Below are 17,272 nucleotides of genomic sequence, written 5' to 3' on the forward strand. Positions count from 1 at the left end.
ACTCCGAAAAGAAGCTTTGAGACACACCCTAATCGATATAACCGCCTGCACGCAAAAACCGGGCAATCGCTGGTTTGTTCATCATGGCACTGTCCGAACGATACTCGGTGAAGTTCACACGAGGCAGGCTGCTGTACTGTTCCGTCAGTCCCTTGTCCTGGTGCTCTGGCAGGATCACATAATACTGCGCATCGTATTGACGAGTGCGTGGTGCTTCAAAGGGCGAGATCAGCACTTCATGCAATTTCTCCCCCGGACGAATTCCCGTCACCTTGTAATCGAAGGATGGACGACCTGCCTGTTCCAACATGACGGAGGCCAGATCGGTCATCTTGCAAGCTTTCATTTTCATCACAAACGTTTCCCCGCCCACGGCTGCCTCAGCGGCCTTAAGCAGTAAATGTATAGCTTCGGTTCGTGTCAGGAAAAAACGGGTCATGCCTTTGTCTGTAATGGTCAGGCTCTTGCCTTCATCGATCTGACGACGGAACAAGGGCACAACACTTCCGCTGGTTCCAAGCACATTACCGCCGCGGATGCAGACAAACCGGGTACCTTCACTCAGCCAATTGGCACGGATCATCATTTTTTCACCCAAAGCCTTCGTCATGCCATATACGTTAATCGGATCTACCGCCTTATCCGTGGACACATCAATAACTTTGGGAATCTGCATACGGATCGCAGCCCGAATAATGTTCTGCGTCCCAATCACATTGGTCTTGAACGCCTCATCTGGCTGGTCCTCGCAGACCGGAACATGCTTCAGCGCAGCCAAATGGAAAAGCACATCCACGCCCCTGCATGCATCTTCCACTGCCCGATAATCCCGGATATCTCCAATGATGAATCGCAGACGCGGGTCATGGTTGAACTCACGCTGCATCGCAATCTGGGCGTATTCATTGCGTGACAGAAGGCGAATCTCAGCCGGGTCCTGCTCCAGCAGCACCTCGGTCAGCTTGTGACCCCAGGAGCCTGTTCCTCCGGTGATCAGAATCGTTTGTCCTTGAATCATCGATGAATCCCCCCTGATCAGATCATGAATTCGCGTAATACCTGTGCCATCTCATCCCGGCTTAATCGGTCTTTGGGCGGTACTTTTTTCACTGAAGTATTGTTTGAATGTACGATGTTGACATAATTGCGCGGAGCAAGCAGTTCATGCGGCAAGTCTATGACATTGCCATGTGTACCTCTGCCCGGAAGCTTGACCCGGTATCCGGATGCGTACTCCGCTGTTTTATACAGGTAGACATAGAATTGCGGAGAACGATGAAACGCTGGTGCCATCTCGTTGTTCACGCTATCCCAGAGATAGCCGTTCTGATTAATCAGTGCCATCGTCTGCGGCTGTGGCTGAATATCGTAGAGTTGTTGAACAAAGGTTCTATGGTACAGATCATCCGAATCCAGACGGGCAATATAGATATCCTCTGCGCCTTCAGCAAAAGCCAAAATGGCACGCACGCTTTCAATATTGGTTCCAAAACGGATATTGGAAGGAAGCGGCTCCTGATCTGCAAGAATCTCCTGCATCAAGTCCCCCGATTCCTTGGACAGCTTCACCACCGTAAGGAAATCCTGATTCGTCTGTGCCTTCAGGCAATGCAATGTGAACGTACGGAAGATGCTCATCCGACGCTCCAGCCACTCCCGCGTCAATCGCTGCGGATCCAACCCGTAATTATTAAAGTTAATCTCAATCACAACTTTCCTGGACATAACATACCTCCTCATATACGCTGCATGTTCCGCTTGGCGGATACAGACTGTTTTCATAGTATTGATGCCGTCTTCCTATGAGACATTTCTATTACATTCTGATGATTTCCAAGCAACATCTCCTTTTGAATCCAGCACTCTATAGCGTATGAAACGTTAATAGAAGCGGTACCGACAGATGTACTAACTTTCATATAAATAGATTGATATATACCAAAAGAGGCTGCCTCCGGGTCGAACGTACATATCGTTATCGCAATGACTACATAGAATAGAGCAGTTCAATTTTCAAAGGGGGTTCCACTGGAATGAATTCGATCTACCTTGAATTACAGGATGTACTTGATCAACTTGAAGCAGCCATTATGGAACAACGACCGCTGTCTCTTGTACGCGTCGGCGATGGCGAGAATATCGTCATGTCTCAAGAAACGGTGTGGACCACGGAACAGGTCCTTCAGGAGCGTTGGGCCAAGAAAGCCAATTTAGGACAAAAGGGATTGCGTCTTCCCAACCCGCAGCTCCGGGATGAAGTCGCCGCTTCCTTGCAACGGGCGGATATCGTCGGCGTTCTTCCCCGCGGTGACAGTACCATTAACGCGCCGGATTATCTTAAAAGACCTCTGACCGATATGGTGTTTGCACACTTTGGCATCTCTCCCTCACGGACTTGTCATGCCTGTGTCAATCGGGAACTGGCGCAAAACCCGCGTTTCTGGCAGATGCTTGCAGGCAAGCGTGTGCTTCTGGTTACCCGTGAGACCGAAGCCTTGCGTGCTACGCTCGAACGTGAGCCGTATCATTTAAACATTGTGACCGCACTCCCTTTCGACAGTTATGATCAAATGGGAGAAACGCTTCACTGGATTCAGACGAATCAAGATACCTTTGATGTCGCTCTCTTCTCCTGTGGTGTCAACGCGGTTATTCTTGCTGAGCGTACAGCCACACTCGCAGGTAAAGTTGCCATCGACTTCGGCAAAGCTAACAACATCATTCTGAAAGGGCGTGCCAATTGATCCAGGACACCTCCAATCTTTAGATTCGTGAGTTGTATTGAAACGCGCACAGGCTTGTATGACAAAAACCCCCGACTCCTTGAGCCGGGGGTTTCTTGCTGAGCGCCAATCGAAACATATCGCTGCACAGGTCTTGCACTTCTGGTTTCTGGGATCTGAAGCAGACTCTGCCGTCAACAAAAGCGATGATGATGTACTCTGCTATTCACATTTAAGTCCTTCACAACTAGCCAGCAGCTGCAATACCGTATAACATCTCCGGCCCCGTTCTTACCGCTGTGGACACCCCCGAGATGAATGATGTGTACACACTTTCCAGTGCTGGTGGTGCAGACAGATCCTGAGCTGTGAATGAATGAAATTCGGCACCGCCGTTCTGTCCAACCGTCCCTTCAGCACGGTAGATGACATAGAATGGATCATATAGGAATCCCCGTACCAGCTCCACAACAAAAGTATCTCCCAGTTCTCCTGTAACGCCTACTGTCCCGTTCAACGTAATAATGGGATTCACCACGCCTTGGGTCTGAAGACCAATCGCGCCGAATGCTTCCGGGGATGGACCTAGCGGTATTCCGGGCTGTCCTACGGTTCCCGAGTTCATCGAAGTTCTCATATCGAGAAACACGCCCATGAGTAACACCTCCAATGCTATGGGATACCATATCCTATGAATCTCACAACTCTTCGGATTGGATGTATAGCAGTTTCATGAACCTATTTTTATTTGTCGACTGTTAATGGTATATTGGACTGCATAACGAAATGAACGGATCGTATGCACACAAGCGGTACAGGCTGTTCAGAAGGAGATTACTATTCATGAATAAACGCAAACGTCCAACAGGCAAAACATCGGCCTCGGCCAAGGGAAAAACATACGCAGGTTCATCTACAGCACGTTCTGGCAAGTCTAACTTCTCATCTGCAAAATCATCAGGAGCTTCCGCATCACGCAATACGGAAGAGAATAAGAAACCACTAGCTGCCAAATCATCGGCCGCACCGAAGAAAGCCGGAGGTAACAAAACCAAAAATGGCAGTGCAGCCAAACGCCCGGGCAATTCCTATTATCGCAAGCAGGAACCACCACGCCAGTACAAAGTAACCGAACCGGACGAACTGCTGAACTTTCTGTTGCAGCATTTGAAATCGGGACGGAACGCGGTGAAGTCCATTCTGGGTCGTGGACAGGTGTCCGTGGATCAGAAGGTTGTAACCAAGTTTAATGAAGCACTGACGCCAGGTCAGATTGTCTACATCCGCAAAGAAGGTGCAGTCGCTGCTCCATCCTTGACAGGCATTAACATTTTGCATGAAGACGATGATATCATTGTCATTCGCAAGGAAGCTGGACTGTTGTCCATTGCTGCTGACAAGACGGATGACCTGACGGCTTATCGCCAACTGACAGAGCATGTACGCCGCACCAATCCGCTGAACCGGATCTTTGTTGTACATCGTCTGGATCGGGATACGTCAGGTGTGATGATGTTTGCCAAAAGTGAAGAGGTACAGCAGAAGCTGCAAAACAACTGGAAAGAAAATGTGCAGGACCGTGTCTACGTTGCCCTTGTTGAAGGTGCAGTAGCCAAAGAAGAAGGCACGATCTCTTCCTGGTTGAAGGAAACCAAAACATTGAAAATGTACTCCAGCTCGCGTCCGAATGATGGACAACATGCCATTACCCATTACAAACGTCTAAAGTCGAACCGTGATTTCTCCCTGCTGGAAGTGCGTCTGGAGACAGGTCGTAAAAATCAGATTCGTGTGCATATGGAAGATCTCGGACATCCGATTGCCGGTGACCGAAAATATGGTGCACGTACGAGAGATCTCGGCCGTCTCGGACTTCATGCTCGTATACTCTCATTTATTCATCCGACAACGGATGAGCTGATGTCATTTGAAACGGATATTCCGAAACCATTCCTGTATCCGTTCCGTGCAGATGCTCCACCTGCGAAGTAACTGTTTCTTTAGTGTTTGTATATATAGAAAATTCACTGATCCATTGATTATGCCTGAAAGGAGGAACGGACACTGAAAAACCTGTTGATTACCGGTTACCGGGCACATGAATTACAGATTTTTGGACAGAAGCATGAAGGTATTCCTTTTATCAAAAAGGCCATCTCTTCCCGCTTAACGCCTCTTGTCGAGGATGGTCTGGAATGGGTGCTGACGCCGGGACAATACGGTGTGGATCTGTGGGCCTGTGAAGTGGTAATTGATCTGAAGAAGACTTATCCGCATCTAAAGCTGTCAATTATTACTGCCTTTCAGAACCCCGAGGAACAATGGAAAGAAGACAAGCAGGAGTATTACCGTTCCATCCTCTCGGGTGTGGACTATTACGGTGCGATTAGCAATCAACCTTATATTGGGCCGTGGCAGTTCACTGCCCGGGATGACCTGTTGCTGCGCAAAAGCGACGGTCTTCTGCTCGTCTATGACGAAGATGCCGGGGAAGGCAGTCCCCGTTTTGTGAAGGAAAAAGCCGTGAAGAAACAACAGAACGAGGACTATACGATCATCAGTGTCACTTCAGAGGATATCCAATCGGTAGCTGAGGATGAGCGCATGAACGATATTGTAGACTTCGACGATTCTTCCTTCTGAATCATCTGGATCAATGCAGACCGTTCAAGGTCCATCCGTTCACGTCCATCATCAGAGGAGATTAGCATTTCGTATGACGTACATATGTTTTTTTTCGAGGCAGGTTGGGTATAAGTAGTATTATAACTGCGATGATATGTCGTATGGGATAAGGGGAACTGCAACCATGACAATTACGCCAGAGCAGCGCATTCAACTGCATGGATTTAACAACCTGACCAAGTCGCTGAGCTTCAATATGTACGATATCTGTTATACGAAAACCAAAGACGAACGCGAAGCTTACATTGAATATATTGATGAACAATATAACGCCGACCGGCTGAGCAAGATTCTGAACAACGTCTCCGACATCATCGGGGCCCACGTGTTAAATGTTGCTCAGCAGGATTATGTGCCTCAAGGTGCCAGCGTGACGATACTTGTCTCGGAAGGTCCCATTGTGGAGATCCCAGAGGAATCACTCGATGAATCTCCCGGTCCCCTGCCCGATAACGTCGTTATGCAACTGGACAAAAGCCATATCACGGTGCACACCTACCCAGAGTTTCACCCCAGTGAAGGCATCAGTACCTTTCGTGCGGACATCGACGTCTCCACCTGCGGTGAGATTTCACCGCTCAAGGCGCTTAATTATCTGATCCACTCGTTCGATACAGACATTATGACGATGGATTACCGGGTACGTGGCTTCACGCGGGACACCAGCGGACGCAAGCTGTTCATTGACCATGAGATCGGCTCGATTCAGAATTATATTCCCGACGAGATCAAGAACAGCTTTGACATGATTGATGTGAACGTCTATCAGGAGAATATTTTCCACACCAAATGTAAGCTGAAGGAATTTGATCTCGATAATTATCTGTTTGGGTACACCAAGGATAAGCTCAGCAAAAAGGAACAACAGGAGATTACGGAGTGGCTGAAGCTGGAGATGGACGAGATTTATTACGGCAAAAATATGAATCGTTCCACTTAAAAGTCTGTTCAAAGGCTGATCCATAAAGCCAGCCAAGGTCTAAGACAAGATTTCATGAAGGCAAGGTTCTTTTGAAGGACCTCCGGCATGTGCTTGTCTTTTTCTATGTTATGTTGACAGTGTGCAACTTTTTTTTTTATTATAGGAGTAACTGTATCAATATGCAGTGAAGGAGACTGAGCCTGTGATCGAAACGAATACCACCAGACGTAACGAATCACTGTTACAAGCGCTTACTGCACAGCACAATGCCATTACCAACAACATAGCCAATGCAGACACGCCCAACTACAAAAAGAAAACGGTAGAGTTTCAGGAAGAGCTGAGACGGATCGTTGAGAATGGCAAAACAGATCAGCTCGCTATGAAGCGGACTCATGAAAAACACTTCCCTGTCAGTGATCCCCATTCTTCCATCGTACAGTACCGAATTGTCGAGAACAACGAAACCACGATGAACAATAACAACAATAACGTTGACATTGACAAGGAAATGGCAGACCTTTCAGAGAACCAACTCATGTATAACTACATGGTTGATCGGGTCAGTGGTCACTACAAAAAAATGAAGAATTTATTGAATGATCTGAAATAATGAATGTACAAGCAGCCCGAAATGGCTGCTTTTTTTTGTTGTTTTTTAATGAGTGTAGACTGTTTAGTGCCATTTTTCGGTATCCGCTCCTGTTCGTAGTATAATGGAATGAAATGAAAGATTTCATATCGAACAAAAGAGGTGCAACATGGCTCCACGTCATTTAAATGCTTTTCAAGGTTCCAAAGTCAGACTCGCGGCCCCATGCCCGGAAGATTGCATGCGTCTCTCCCGCTTCACGGACGATTACGAATATTTGCGCAACATGGATACCGATATTGCTGTTCCATTAACGCCGGATGAGACAGGTTCCTCCTCTGTCCGTCGAGACAACGGCTTTGAATTTGCATTACGTACACTGGAGGGAAATCGATTCATTGGCTTCACCGCCCTCTACCGGATTGAATGGAACAATCGCTCCGCCCGTCTCGCCATTGGCATCGGTGAAGAAAATGATCGGGGTAAAGGATATGGCAGCGATGCCCTCGCCCTGATTCTCCGATATGGCTTCCATGAATTGAACCTCAACCGGATTGCGCTGGAAGTCATCGAATACAATGAAGCCGCGAGACGCGCATACCTCAAAGCCGGATTTCGGGAAGAGGGGCGTCAGCGTTCTGCAGTTCTGCGGGATGGCATGCATTATGACCTGATCTCGATGAGTATCCTTGCGGAAGAATGGTCGGTACAGTCCGGGCTTCCATTGTCGTTCGGATCTAATCGTTCTGCTCCTGCTGCGGAATCCGGAAAAATGGTAGCTGGTGATTTTTCACAGCGTTATGAGAACGAACAAGCTGCGCTGTCCCTGTCGGAACTACGTTCAGATCCAAAAGGTGATGCTGACATTTCACCACGCATTGGCGTAGGCGCGGTCATCCTGAATGAACGGGGCGAAGTGCTACTCGCCTGGCGGAATCGCCAGCCTGAACAGCACACCTGGAGTATTCCTGGCGGGAAAGTAGATCCCTATGAATCACTGGAGACTGCCGTCATCCGTGAAATCAAGGAAGAAGTGAATCTGGATATCGCCATCGACAGTCTGCTCTGCACGGCGGAGACAATCCAGCCACAACAGCAGGAACATTGGATATCCGTGCTCTATTCCACCAAGGTGATTGGCGGCCATGCTCGTAATCTGGAAGAAGGCGGAGCCATCGGTGAGATCGGCTGGTTCCCGCTCCATGATCTGCCCTCTCCACTCGCTTGTTTTGCCGTACCTGGGCTGGAAGCTGTGAAGAAGCTGTATAATGAATCCCTGTAATTAAATTATCTCATCAGATGGAGGTAATCCTTATGAATCATGCAGAACAGATGAATCAACTATTTCAGGCTGCACAGGCTGGAGATGTGGTAACCATTGCAGCAATGCTCGCTTCTCAGCCGGAACTCACCAATACTGAAAATCAGGATGGGTTAACTCCGCTGGGGTATGCCTCTCATTATGGACAAGCAGGAGTAGTTCGTGTTCTTCTGGAGCACGGAGCCAATGTTAACGCCCTGTCTCATTCCAAAATTTCATTTATTCCGTCCAATACTGCACTGCATGCTGCTCTTGCCGGGGAACGTTCATCCGAAGTGATCCGCCTTTTGCTCCAACATGGCGCATCCTCAAGTATTCTGGACAGCGATGGCCAATATGCATTGCACTCAGCAGCATTTCATACGGATCAGACCGAACTTATCGAGATGTTAATCCAGCATGGTGCAGATCCACATGCGCTGAACTCAGCGGGTCAGACCCCATTGGACATTGCACTTGAACGAGGTAACACGTCTACAGCTTCATGTCTGCGAGCAGCTGTTGCAGCTCAGCAGCAATAATGTTTAGGTAGCTTGGACCATAACATGAACAACCGCCAGAACTCTTTTTGCAGTACAGAGAGAAGGTCTGACGGTTATTTGTGTTGTCCTCTACGTTCTCGTATACATATGTAGTTCAACTTCTATAGAAATCGTAATACATCATATTTTTTTCAGAAAACAAGAACCGTTTGACGCATTACACGGTCTAATACTCAACATATCCATGAAAGGAGGAGCCATGTGACCCCTACTCAGCTCACTACCGCCGCACAAAAAGGGGATGCCGAGGCTTTTGCAGCCTTAATGGAATTGCATCATAACCGACTGTACCGTATCGCCTATGCCTACCTGCACAACGAAGGTGATGCTTTGGAGGCAATTCAGGAATCAACCTTCCGGGCATTCCGTAAACTCAAAAAATTAAAGGAGCCATCCTACTTTGGCACTTGGCTCATCCGCATTCTGCTCAACTACTGCGCAGACGAACGCAAACGCAAAAGTCGATTTAGTCCGGATACCACAGTTCACGAACCCAGCAGCTGGGATCGTCCTGCCGACCCTGATCTTGCTGACGCTGTATCCAACCTTGATCGGGATTGCAAACAGATTATTATCCTGAGTTATTTTGAAGGTTTCTCCCTAACCGAAGTCGCCGATATTCTGGAAATCCCGACCGGAACCGTCAAATCCCGATTACATCGGGCACTCGGACAGCTCCGGGATCAACTTGAAACGAAAGGAGATGCATCTTCATGACGGATGAACAAAAATCATTCGACGCATTGGAAGAACGTCTGAATGCTCGCAAGATGGAATACGAAACCATGCCTGTACCGGATGCTGCCTCTCAGGCTGTGCAAGCGGGAATTCGCCAAGCTGCCCGTAAGCGAAAGTCCCGGCTGCGCTGGTATATGAGTTCCATCTCGGCAGCTGCCCTCATCCTGCTGTTTACGGGATGTATCCGTGTCTCTCCCGCTTTTGCGTCCTTCGTGGAGCAATTGCCTGGCATGGAAGGCATTGTTAGCATGATTCGCCAGGACAAAGGATTAATGATGGCGATTGATCAGTCCCTCTTACAGAAAGTCGGCGTCACCGACGAGCATGATGGTACTTCCTTGACCGTTGATGGCATTATCACAGACGAGTCACGCATGGTTATTTTTTACACGATGAAAGGTATGAAAGATCCCGAGAAATTCAACTATGATATCGATTTGCTGGATGAGAACGGTAAAGATCTGCCTGTTGCGTTTACTCACTCTTATCCAACACCTTCTTCAGACGAGAATGTGAATGAGAATATGATAGACGTGATCTTCACGGATGGAACCTCTCCTCCTGAAGAGCTGAGCGTCGTGTTTAAGTCCAGAGATACAACGCGTGCACAAAAGTGGAAAATAACGTTCCCGGTAGACAAGAATCTTACCAAAGGCATGAAAAAAGTCATTCCTGTGAATCAGACGTTAACAGTGGATGGACAGCGTATTGATGTGAAACAGGCTACTCTGTATCCAACACGTCTTGTGCTTGATGTGAATTTTGATCCTAAAAATACCAAGAAGGTATTTGGCCTCAGCGATCTTCAACTAGTCGATGAGCAAGGCCGCGCGTGGAGAACAGATACCTCAACAGGTGAGGATGAACGTTCCATTTATTTCGAAAGCATGTACTTCTCCATACCGAAAAAGCTGACGTTACAGGGATCTGGCTTCTCCGGATTGGATAAAGATGAGTTGGATCTTACCCTTGATCTGAAGTCACACCGGATTACAGGCGGCCCTCCTGGATTGAAGATGCTTGGCAGCAAGGTCGAAGGCAAAGATCTAATTATTGACTTCTCCGTTGCTGGCAGGATGGACGGTGGGTTCGTTCTCACTTTCAGGAAAGTTACAGACAGTGCAGGGAAGTCATATGAAGTCCCAGGCGCCAGTTGGAGTAGTGGGGATGGGACGGATGACAGTCATACGATTGTTTCTTCTACTATCGAAAATGGAGCCAAGTTACAAGGGGAAGTGAAGATGAACATCTCCACCTATCCGATGAAAATCAAGTCACCATTCTCGTTGGATATTCCTGTTAATCCTTAATTTCTACCACTAGGCTGTGATTATCGCAAATATTCTATATAATGGAAACATTCATTATTACGAGCAATGATGTTCATAGGGAAGGTGTGTTTAGATATGAATCAACGTTCCATCCGTTATCCGCAGCCACTCGCTCCGGGAAATACCATCGGTGTAGCTGCACCCTCCAGCGGTGTAGGCGAATCCTTGCACCATTATCTTGAGGAGAGTAAACGCAACATGGATCGCCTTGGTTTTGGCGTGATAGAAAGCCCATCGCTCCGCCAGAACATTAAATGTGTGAGTGCCTCCAAAGAGCAACGCGCCGAAGAGATGAATGAATTTCTTCGCAATCCGACTATTCAAGCCATTATCCCTCCATGGGGCGGGGAGTTTCTCATGGATATCCTGCCCCTGCTGGATTGGGAAGCTTTGAAAACATTGCCGCCCAAATGGGTCATGGGTTATTCGGATATCAGCACCTTTTTATTCGCATACACCCTGCTCACCGGCACAGCGACAGCGCACGGCACCAATTATGTGGATTTAAGATCACACGCCCTTGATCCCGTAACTGCGCGCTGGATCGATGTATTACAGACCCCTTACGGCGGACAGATTACACAATCGTCTTCCACGCATTATCAATCGGAATGGAAAATGGAACTACCTGGATTTAACCTGGATACACCCTCACGCTGGAAACAGCTCGGCCATTCGGAAGATGCAGTTACCGCTGTATCGTTCTCCGGTCGACTGATCGGTGGCTGTATGGATACCATCACCTGTCTGATCGGCACCCCGTATGCACCCATGCAATCGTTTTTGGATCAGTATTGTGCAGAAGAAGGAACCATCTGGTATCTGGAGAGCTGTGAGATGAGCGCAGGAGATATTTACCGTCATCTGTGGCAGATGAGACAGGCTGGCTGGTTTGCAGGCGTGAAAGGTTTCATGTTCGGCCGACCTGCGGGTTATTCCGATACAGCGGATTTCAACTTCACTGATGCTCTCTCCTCTGCACTCGGGGATCTGGATGTTCCTGTACTGTATGACGTGGATCTTGGCCATATGCCGCCCCAGTTAACCTTTGTGAATGGAACATTGGGCAAAGTCGCCTATGAAAATGGACGCGGGAGCCTGGAGATGGCGTTTGTGTAATCACCCTTTGTAGGCAGATGCATACCTTGAAGTAAGAACTTATTTTGAGGAAGGGTTGTGCATCATGTCTGAATCCACATCCACGCCATCCATGCGTGTCGTGTATCAAGCCAATCAACCGATGCTTCAATCCGTGCAAAGTGTGCGGAATATGCTTCATCATACAGCCCGACAGCATATAGGCAAGAAGGTACAAGTCCAGAATATCGATGGTCAAGTGTGGGAAGGTGTCATCATCAGTGCAGACCGGGGGATTTTGTATCTCCAGGTTACCCCGATGCATGGATATCCTGAACCGCGCGCGTTGTTTGGACCTACGATTTTGCCGCTTGTGCTGTATGAATTGTTGGTTATTACCCTGTTGATGTAGGATATTGTTCCTGTTTATCCGTTTATATCCGAACCTGTTCCAAGAAGCTTCGCTCCTGAGATCTTCAAGTCTTGGGAACGAAGCTTTTTTATGGTCTTGGGGATGGTGCGGTATGATTCCTTGCGGGCGTGTGAAATATGATACAATGGTGTCGCACCACCCCATATCACTTATGAAACGGAGCTTGATCCGGTTGGAATACATACGTCATGATTCATCACCCGTATCACAAGTCGAGACGGGTATGATTGGCAACAACCCTACTGAACAATCCCGCGTAATTGCAATCTGTCTGCTCGCAGGCAAAATCATGCTGCAAAGTGGTGGTGAAACCTACCGTGTGGAAGATACGATGAAACGTATGGCCGCAGCGCTCGGTTTACCCCATTCACACAGTTACGTAGTGCCTACAGGCATCTTCTTCTCTGTTGATGCAACCGAACCCGCCAAGCTGATTCGTATCTCCGATCGTACGACAGATCTGGATAAGGTATCCGAGGTGAATGCGGTCTCCCGCCGTATTGGACAAGGTGAGCTATCCGCGCAGGAAGCCCATGAACTGTTGGTACAGATCGAAGGCAAGCCTTCCTCCTACTCAACGGCTGTACAGCTTACGGCCGCGGCGTTATCCAGTGGTTGTTTTACCATTATGTTTGGCGGAGGCTGGAGCGACTTTCTTCCTGCGCTGATCTGCGGGGGCATAGGTTATGCAGCCGTTATTGCCTTTCACCGGCTGGTACGGGTCAAATTTTTTGCCGAGCTTACAGCATCCTTCGTTATTGGCTTACTCGCGTTTCTCCTGATCTATATGGGAGTGGGCCATGAACGGGACAAAATTATTATTGGTTCGGTTATGCCGCTGGTTCCGGGGCTGCTGATTACCAATGCTGTACGTGACCTGATGGCCGGACATCTCGTCTCCGGACTATCCAAGGGAGCCGAGGCATTTCTGACCGCCTTTGCCATAGGTACCGGCATTGCAGTTGTATTTTCACTTTTTATGTAAGACGGAGGAATGCAGGATATGCTCCATTTTATTGAACAAGCCTTAACCAGTTTTGTCGCTTCAGCCGCGTTCGGTATTATCTTCAACGCACCACGGCGCATGCTGCTCCACGGTGGATTTGTCGGCATGATCGGCTGGATTATCTATATCGTGCTTGAATATGCAGCGGATGCGGTGCCTGCTACCCTTGCAGCGACCATAGCCGTCGGTGTCATCAGCCAGATATTCTCTCGCATGTTTCGTGCCCCCGTTATCATCTTCAGCGTTGCAGGGATCATTCCCCTGGTTCCTGGTGGGCTGGCGTATAATGCGATGCGGAGTTTTGTGCAAAATGACTACAGTGCCGCCATGGAGATGGCCGCCAAGGCACTCATGTTATCCGGCGCTATTGCCGTAGGCCTTGTGCTGTCCGAGGTATTAAACCAGATGATACGCCGAATTCCCGCCTCAATCCGGACCAAATCATCATCGAAATGATTATTTTTCCCACATATAAGGCCCGTTAGCACACAGGATGAACTCTTGTATGCCAGCGGGCCTTATGTATTACTATTCCAATTCATCCTTTTTACTTCACAAACGTATTCTTCACACGTACCGACCTCAGGAAATACGGAATGAAGAAACAACATACCAGAATGGATCGTACGATCAGATGAAAAGCCGGAGTTGCATCAAGCACATGCTGTTCTCTTGGGATTTCATTTCGCGCAATCAGAATCCAGGTCACGATGCTTATAATCACATTCATCACGTACATCACCATCATCATACGTGGAAACTGTCTCTTCCGTTTATATAAAAGAATGAGATTCACGATAACGATCATCAATAAAATGATACTGCTTATGAAGCCAAACCACAGGAGTGGACGAATCATCTCCGTGTAGATCTGCGGGTCAACACCACGGCCGACTTCCCATCGAGCAGGGTCCATGATGACATTCACCTGCGATACATCCGAGATAAGAAACACTAGGGCAAGCCAAAGACTGATCTGGATTAAAATAAGCCATCCACCTAATCCGGAGATACCAGGCCGTTCCGGTCTGATACCGGTTTTGGGTTGCAGCGAATTCATATCCGTATCTGTATCCGAGTTACTGTATTTACGTTCCATTTCATTCTCCTTTTACACTAGATAAGAAAACATATTATACATTAAAATCTAGATTCTGTGTATTTTAGAGGACGAACGGAGCGTCTGGCCTATGATCTCCCTCACTTCAACGTCTATTACATCGCTCGTTTCATTACCGTTGCGAACAAATCCGCTGCAACACCACTTCCTGACCTCATATAATGTTCTGCATCCGTATGATCAAATCCCATCCAGACCGCCGCAGTCCAGTTACTCGTATAGCCTACAAACCACAGATCCCGATTGGCCTCCCTTCCCACACCAGGTAATGCAGCCTGTGTTGTTCCCGTTTTACCCGCTACCTTGTGCTGACCTAACTGTGCCCGACTCCCTGTTCCCTGACTGACTACATTTTGCAGCATTCTGGTCATGGCATTCGCCGTGCTAGAGGAGATTACCTGCTTATTTTCCGACTTATGAGCGTAGATTGTTCGTCCACGGGAATCTGTTATCTGGCGTATCAGATGGGCTCTGTTCAACTTGCCATTATTCGCAAACACGGTATAGGCCTGTGCCATCTTCATTGGAGACACCCCCTGATGCACACCTCCCAAGGCAATCGAGAGGTTCAGGTCTTCTTTCCCCAGTTCAATACCGAGTCGTGCCGCAAATTGATGTGCATATTTCAGTCCGGTTTCATGAAGCAGCCATACGGCTGGGGCATTGATGGACTTTTGCAGAGCTTGGGACATCGATATTGAACCGCTGTAACGCCCACCCAGATTGCTGGGCTGATAGTTGCCATAACTCATGCGTTTATCCGGCAGTATGCTCTCTGGCTTGAACTTCCCTAACTCCAACGCAGGGCCATATGCAATAATCGGTTTAAAAGAAGAGCCTGGCTGCCTTGCATCCATAATCGCCCGGTTGATGCCCCCTTTCAAGGGATTACGTCCACCCATCATCGCTTTCACTTCACCGTTATGCTGGTCGATAATAACCATACTTGCCTGAACCAGTTCGTCTTGGCGATCATCGGGGAATCGGGTAATGTCTGCAAATGTTTCTTCCATCGCCATTTGCGCCTGTTGGTCCAGCCCGGTTTGAATAACCCAACCTGCCGATTGGATCTCCGCTTCACTTTTACCTGTGAGCCGGGAAGCCTCCTGAATCACAGCATCTACGGCAGAGACATATGTGGGCTCGCTCAAGCCCGATGAAGTTGCTGCATCCAATACAGTTTCAGACGGCGTGTAATCGACGCTACGAGCTTCGAGCATCTGCTTTCGTGTAATTAGTCCCTGTTCATGCATTAGTCCAAGGATAACGGCACGTCTTTGTTTGGAAAGTTCAGGATGATCTACTGGATTGTATATGGATGGACCTTTGGGCATTCCGGCCAATGTAGCAATCTGCCATAGTTCCAACTGATGCATATCCTTCATTCCAAAATACCGCCAGGCTGCCGCTTTTACACCATACTGCTGGCGTCCCATGTAGATCTGATTCAGATACATCTCCAGAATTTCATCCTTGCTGTATTTCTTCTCAAGGGCCATCGCAATCGACATCTCATTCACCTTTCGATTCAAGGTTTTATCCCCATTCAAGTACAGATTTCTTGCCAATTGCTGCGTGATGGAGCTTCCTCCCTGACTCAGATTCATATGTATAATGTCTTGCACAATGGCCCTGCCGAGACCGATGAAATCCAGTCCATCATGGTTGTAGAAACGTCGATCTTCTGTAACCAAAAAAGCCATCTTTAATAAATCCGGCATGGCGTTCAGATCAGTATATTCCGAATACCCTTTGGTCTGCGTAAGCAACCTCGAAATTTCGGTCCCCTCTGCATTCGTAATAATGGTTGAAGCGGCCACCTGCATAGCCTCGGGGCGATTGCGAAGCACCCCTTCGCCATAAGTAATCAGATAGAGATAGAAAAGCGCCAACATCACAACTCCAACCACTGCTGCATCAAATACGTAATACATCCATCGCTTGCCCCTGTGCTTCAACATTCAGGCTCCTTGTGTACCTGTTCAACTGAAACTCCGCGTTCCTGTCCATCCCGTTGTGTAATCTCCAGAGCATGTTGAAGCAGCAATGTCTGTTCATACGCCAACCTGACCCAATGCTGAACTTCTACCTCGTCCTGACAGCGCCCTTGGATGATCTCATCCAGAGAGGAACGGACGCCGTATAGGGTAAGCTTTATCGGTAAGTCAACCTGTGCAGAACTAGTCTGAGCATTCTCCTTGTCTTCTTCCACATCTTGCTTTAGTTCGGGTTGCTCATTGTTAATAGTCACACCCTCTATCTCTCTTCTCTCATGTTTCCGTTCTGATATGCTCAGCCCTTCCTCATGCAGGAGAGACGCAATCGTATTCAGATTGGTAGCAATTTGTTTTAGTTCACCACCACTTAGAACATCAATTCTTCCAGGATTGTGGCCCAAGGCAAGTTCGGCTGTTCCGCGTGCAAGTTGACTGAGATCTTCCGTAATCTTCTGGGATCGAATCCAGAAAAAGATCGCAAACAAAGCTCCGCCAATGAAGATGAAGAACGGCTTTGTGCCGATATGGTTGATTCCCCAGTTCATCATACGCGTTATCCATGCTGTATCAGGAAGGACATGGTTATGCGCAAATCGTAGCACGTGATACACGACAAAAAGGAGCGCTGCGCTCAGTAACGCGCTTGCTCCTCCAATGTATATGTATCTTAGTCTTACAGTACTGAATCGGGACTTCATATTCGGTATCCTCCTCTATACAACAATATGGTAATAGAGGTAGCATACCGAATATTTCTTAATGAGGAAGTAGTTAACTTCTTACCA

General features: G+C 48.0%; 19 protein-coding genes and 1 pseudogene. 14 read left to right on the plus strand and 6 right to left on the minus strand.

Going from position 1 to position 17,272, the window contains the following annotated elements; translation table 11 throughout:
• Positions 1-28: 28 nt before the first annotated feature.
• Positions 29-1,018 (minus strand): SDR family NAD(P)-dependent oxidoreductase, encoded by a 990-nt coding sequence (locus AB4111_RS08920; protein ID WP_442031243.1) that lies wholly within the window; start codon positions 1,016-1,018, stop codon positions 29-31.
• 17 nt (positions 1,019-1,035) lie between these two features.
• Positions 1,036-1,725: a glycosyltransferase gene (locus AB4111_RS08925; protein WP_442031244.1), complete on the minus strand. Its 690-nt coding sequence runs from the start codon at positions 1,723-1,725 to the stop codon at positions 1,036-1,038.
• A 308-nt stretch (positions 1,726-2,033) separates the two neighbouring features.
• Here AB4111_RS08925 and AB4111_RS08930 point away from each other — a divergent pair, with 308 nt between their 5' ends.
• A complete protein-coding gene (locus AB4111_RS08930) occupies positions 2,034-2,744 on the plus strand; it encodes a GT-D fold domain-containing glycosyltransferase (protein ID WP_442031245.1) in 711 nt (236 codons plus the stop codon).
• Between the two features lie 226 nt (positions 2,745-2,970).
• Here the strand turns inward: AB4111_RS08930 and AB4111_RS08935 are convergent, their stop codons facing one another.
• Complete coding sequence (locus AB4111_RS08935; protein ID WP_442031246.1) at positions 2,971-3,378, minus strand: hypothetical protein; 408 nt, start codon at positions 3,376-3,378, stop codon at positions 2,971-2,973.
• A 188-nt stretch (positions 3,379-3,566) separates the two neighbouring features.
• On the opposite strand from AB4111_RS08935, the gene AB4111_RS08940 reads away from it, so the two are divergent.
• The 13 genes and pseudogenes from AB4111_RS08940 to AB4111_RS09000 all read left to right on the plus strand — a co-directional run bounded on the left by AB4111_RS08940 (position 3,567) and on the right by AB4111_RS09000 (position 13,826).
• On the plus strand, positions 3,567-4,715 hold the full coding sequence (locus AB4111_RS08940; protein ID WP_442031247.1) for an RluA family pseudouridine synthase: 1,149 nt from the start codon (positions 3,567-3,569) through the stop codon (positions 4,713-4,715).
• A gap of 72 nt (positions 4,716-4,787) precedes the next feature.
• Entirely contained in the window at positions 4,788-5,366 is a 579-nt protein-coding gene (locus tag AB4111_RS08945) for a DUF1273 domain-containing protein (RefSeq protein ID WP_442031603.1), read from the plus strand.
• A gap of 166 nt (positions 5,367-5,532) precedes the next feature.
• Entirely contained in the window at positions 5,533-6,348 is an 816-nt protein-coding gene (speD, locus tag AB4111_RS08950) for an adenosylmethionine decarboxylase (RefSeq protein ID WP_442031248.1), read from the plus strand.
• A gap of 184 nt (positions 6,349-6,532) precedes the next feature.
• Entirely contained in the window at positions 6,533-6,943 is a 411-nt protein-coding gene (flgB, locus tag AB4111_RS08955; protein ID WP_253432078.1) for a flagellar basal body rod protein FlgB, read from the plus strand.
• A 148-nt stretch (positions 6,944-7,091) separates the two neighbouring features.
• Positions 7,092-7,580, plus strand: a pseudogene (locus tag AB4111_RS08960) (GNAT family N-acetyltransferase); the annotation flags it as partial.
• Between the two features lie 219 nt (positions 7,581-7,799).
• Complete coding sequence (locus AB4111_RS08965) at positions 7,800-8,204, plus strand: NUDIX domain-containing protein (protein WP_442031604.1); 405 nt, start codon at positions 7,800-7,802, stop codon at positions 8,202-8,204.
• 32 nt (positions 8,205-8,236) lie between these two features.
• Complete coding sequence (locus tag AB4111_RS08970) at positions 8,237-8,764, plus strand: ankyrin repeat domain-containing protein (RefSeq protein ID WP_442031249.1); 528 nt, start codon at positions 8,237-8,239, stop codon at positions 8,762-8,764.
• Positions 8,765-8,986: 222 nt separating this feature from the next.
• On the plus strand, positions 8,987-9,502 hold the full coding sequence (locus tag AB4111_RS08975; RefSeq protein ID WP_442031250.1) for an RNA polymerase sigma factor: 516 nt from the start codon (positions 8,987-8,989) through the stop codon (positions 9,500-9,502).
• Positions 9,499-10,833, plus strand: a complete 1,335-nt coding sequence (locus AB4111_RS08980) for a DUF4179 domain-containing protein (protein ID WP_442031251.1) — start codon at positions 9,499-9,501, stop codon at positions 10,831-10,833. Before AB4111_RS08975 ends, AB4111_RS08980 begins: the two co-directional genes overlap by 4 nt.
• Positions 10,834-10,929: 96 nt before the next feature.
• Positions 10,930-11,973, plus strand: coding sequence for a S66 family peptidase (locus tag AB4111_RS08985; RefSeq protein ID WP_442031252.1), 1,044 nt, complete (start codon positions 10,930-10,932; stop codon positions 11,971-11,973).
• 64 nt (positions 11,974-12,037) lie between these two features.
• Positions 12,038-12,343 carry a hypothetical protein gene (locus AB4111_RS08990; protein ID WP_091015194.1) on the plus strand — a complete coding sequence of 102 codons (306 nt, stop codon included), beginning with the start codon at positions 12,038-12,040 and terminating at the stop codon, positions 12,341-12,343.
• A 244-nt stretch (positions 12,344-12,587) separates the two neighbouring features.
• On the plus strand, positions 12,588-13,349 hold the full coding sequence (locus tag AB4111_RS08995; protein ID WP_442031605.1) for a threonine/serine exporter family protein: 762 nt from the start codon (positions 12,588-12,590) through the stop codon (positions 13,347-13,349).
• Positions 13,350-13,367: 18 nt separating this feature from the next.
• Entirely contained in the window at positions 13,368-13,826 is a 459-nt protein-coding gene (locus AB4111_RS09000; RefSeq protein WP_253432060.1) for a threonine/serine exporter family protein, read from the plus strand.
• 91 nt (positions 13,827-13,917) lie between these two features.
• Here AB4111_RS09000 and AB4111_RS09005 read toward each other — a convergent pair whose 3' ends face one another.
• The 3 genes from AB4111_RS09005 to AB4111_RS09015 form a co-directional block, all read right to left on the minus strand.
• The gene (locus AB4111_RS09005) at positions 13,918-14,469 is read right to left on the minus strand and encodes a DUF2569 family protein (protein ID WP_442031253.1); all 552 of its coding nucleotides are present in this window, start codon (positions 14,467-14,469) and stop codon (positions 13,918-13,920) included.
• Positions 14,470-14,585: 116 nt separating this feature from the next.
• A complete protein-coding gene (locus AB4111_RS09010; protein ID WP_442031254.1) occupies positions 14,586-16,451 on the minus strand; it encodes a transglycosylase domain-containing protein in 1,866 nt (621 codons plus the stop codon).
• Positions 16,445-17,185, minus strand: coding sequence for a hypothetical protein (locus AB4111_RS09015; RefSeq protein WP_442031255.1), 741 nt, complete (start codon positions 17,183-17,185; stop codon positions 16,445-16,447). Before AB4111_RS09015 ends, AB4111_RS09010 begins: the two co-directional genes overlap by 7 nt.
• Between the last annotated feature and the right edge of the window lie 87 nt (positions 17,186-17,272).

This window comes from Paenibacillus sp. 2KB_22, assembly GCF_052115745.1.
In the GTDB taxonomy this organism is placed as follows: domain Bacteria; phylum Bacillota; class Bacilli; order Paenibacillales; family Paenibacillaceae; genus Paenibacillus.

Bases quoted from the DNA above. Each gene is read 5' to 3' on its own strand.
- AB4111_RS08970 (WP_442031249.1), top strand. From the start codon at position 8,237: ATGAATCATGCAGAACAGATGAATCAACTATTTCAGGCTGCACAGGCT.
- AB4111_RS08925 (WP_442031244.1), bottom strand. From the start codon at position 1,725: ATGTCCAGGAAAGTTGTGATTGAGATTAACTTTAATAATTACGGGTTG.
- AB4111_RS08920 (WP_442031243.1), bottom strand. From the start codon at position 1,018: ATGATTCAAGGACAAACGATTCTGATCACCGGAGGAACAGGCTCCTGG.
- speD (WP_442031248.1), top strand. From the start codon at position 5,533: ATGACAATTACGCCAGAGCAGCGCATTCAACTGCATGGATTTAACAAC.
- AB4111_RS09010 (WP_442031254.1), bottom strand. From the start codon at position 16,451: ATGTTGAAGCACAGGGGCAAGCGATGGATGTATTACGTATTTGATGCA.
- AB4111_RS08940 (WP_442031247.1), top strand. From the start codon at position 3,567: ATGAATAAACGCAAACGTCCAACAGGCAAAACATCGGCCTCGGCCAAG.
- AB4111_RS09000 (WP_253432060.1), top strand. From the start codon at position 13,368: ATGCTCCATTTTATTGAACAAGCCTTAACCAGTTTTGTCGCTTCAGCC.
- AB4111_RS08935 (WP_442031246.1), bottom strand. From the start codon at position 3,378: ATGGGCGTGTTTCTCGATATGAGAACTTCGATGAACTCGGGAACCGTA.
- AB4111_RS08995 (WP_442031605.1), top strand. From the start codon at position 12,588: ATGATTGGCAACAACCCTACTGAACAATCCCGCGTAATTGCAATCTGT.
- AB4111_RS09005 (WP_442031253.1), bottom strand. From the start codon at position 14,469: ATGGAACGTAAATACAGTAACTCGGATACAGATACGGATATGAATTCG.
- AB4111_RS08930 (WP_442031245.1), top strand. From the start codon at position 2,034: ATGAATTCGATCTACCTTGAATTACAGGATGTACTTGATCAACTTGAA.
- AB4111_RS09015 (WP_442031255.1), bottom strand. From the start codon at position 17,185: ATGAAGTCCCGATTCAGTACTGTAAGACTAAGATACATATACATTGGA.
- AB4111_RS08985 (WP_442031252.1), top strand. From the start codon at position 10,930: ATGAATCAACGTTCCATCCGTTATCCGCAGCCACTCGCTCCGGGAAAT.
- AB4111_RS08980 (WP_442031251.1), top strand. From the start codon at position 9,499: ATGACGGATGAACAAAAATCATTCGACGCATTGGAAGAACGTCTGAAT.
- AB4111_RS08990 (WP_091015194.1), top strand. From the start codon at position 12,038: ATGTCTGAATCCACATCCACGCCATCCATGCGTGTCGTGTATCAAGCC.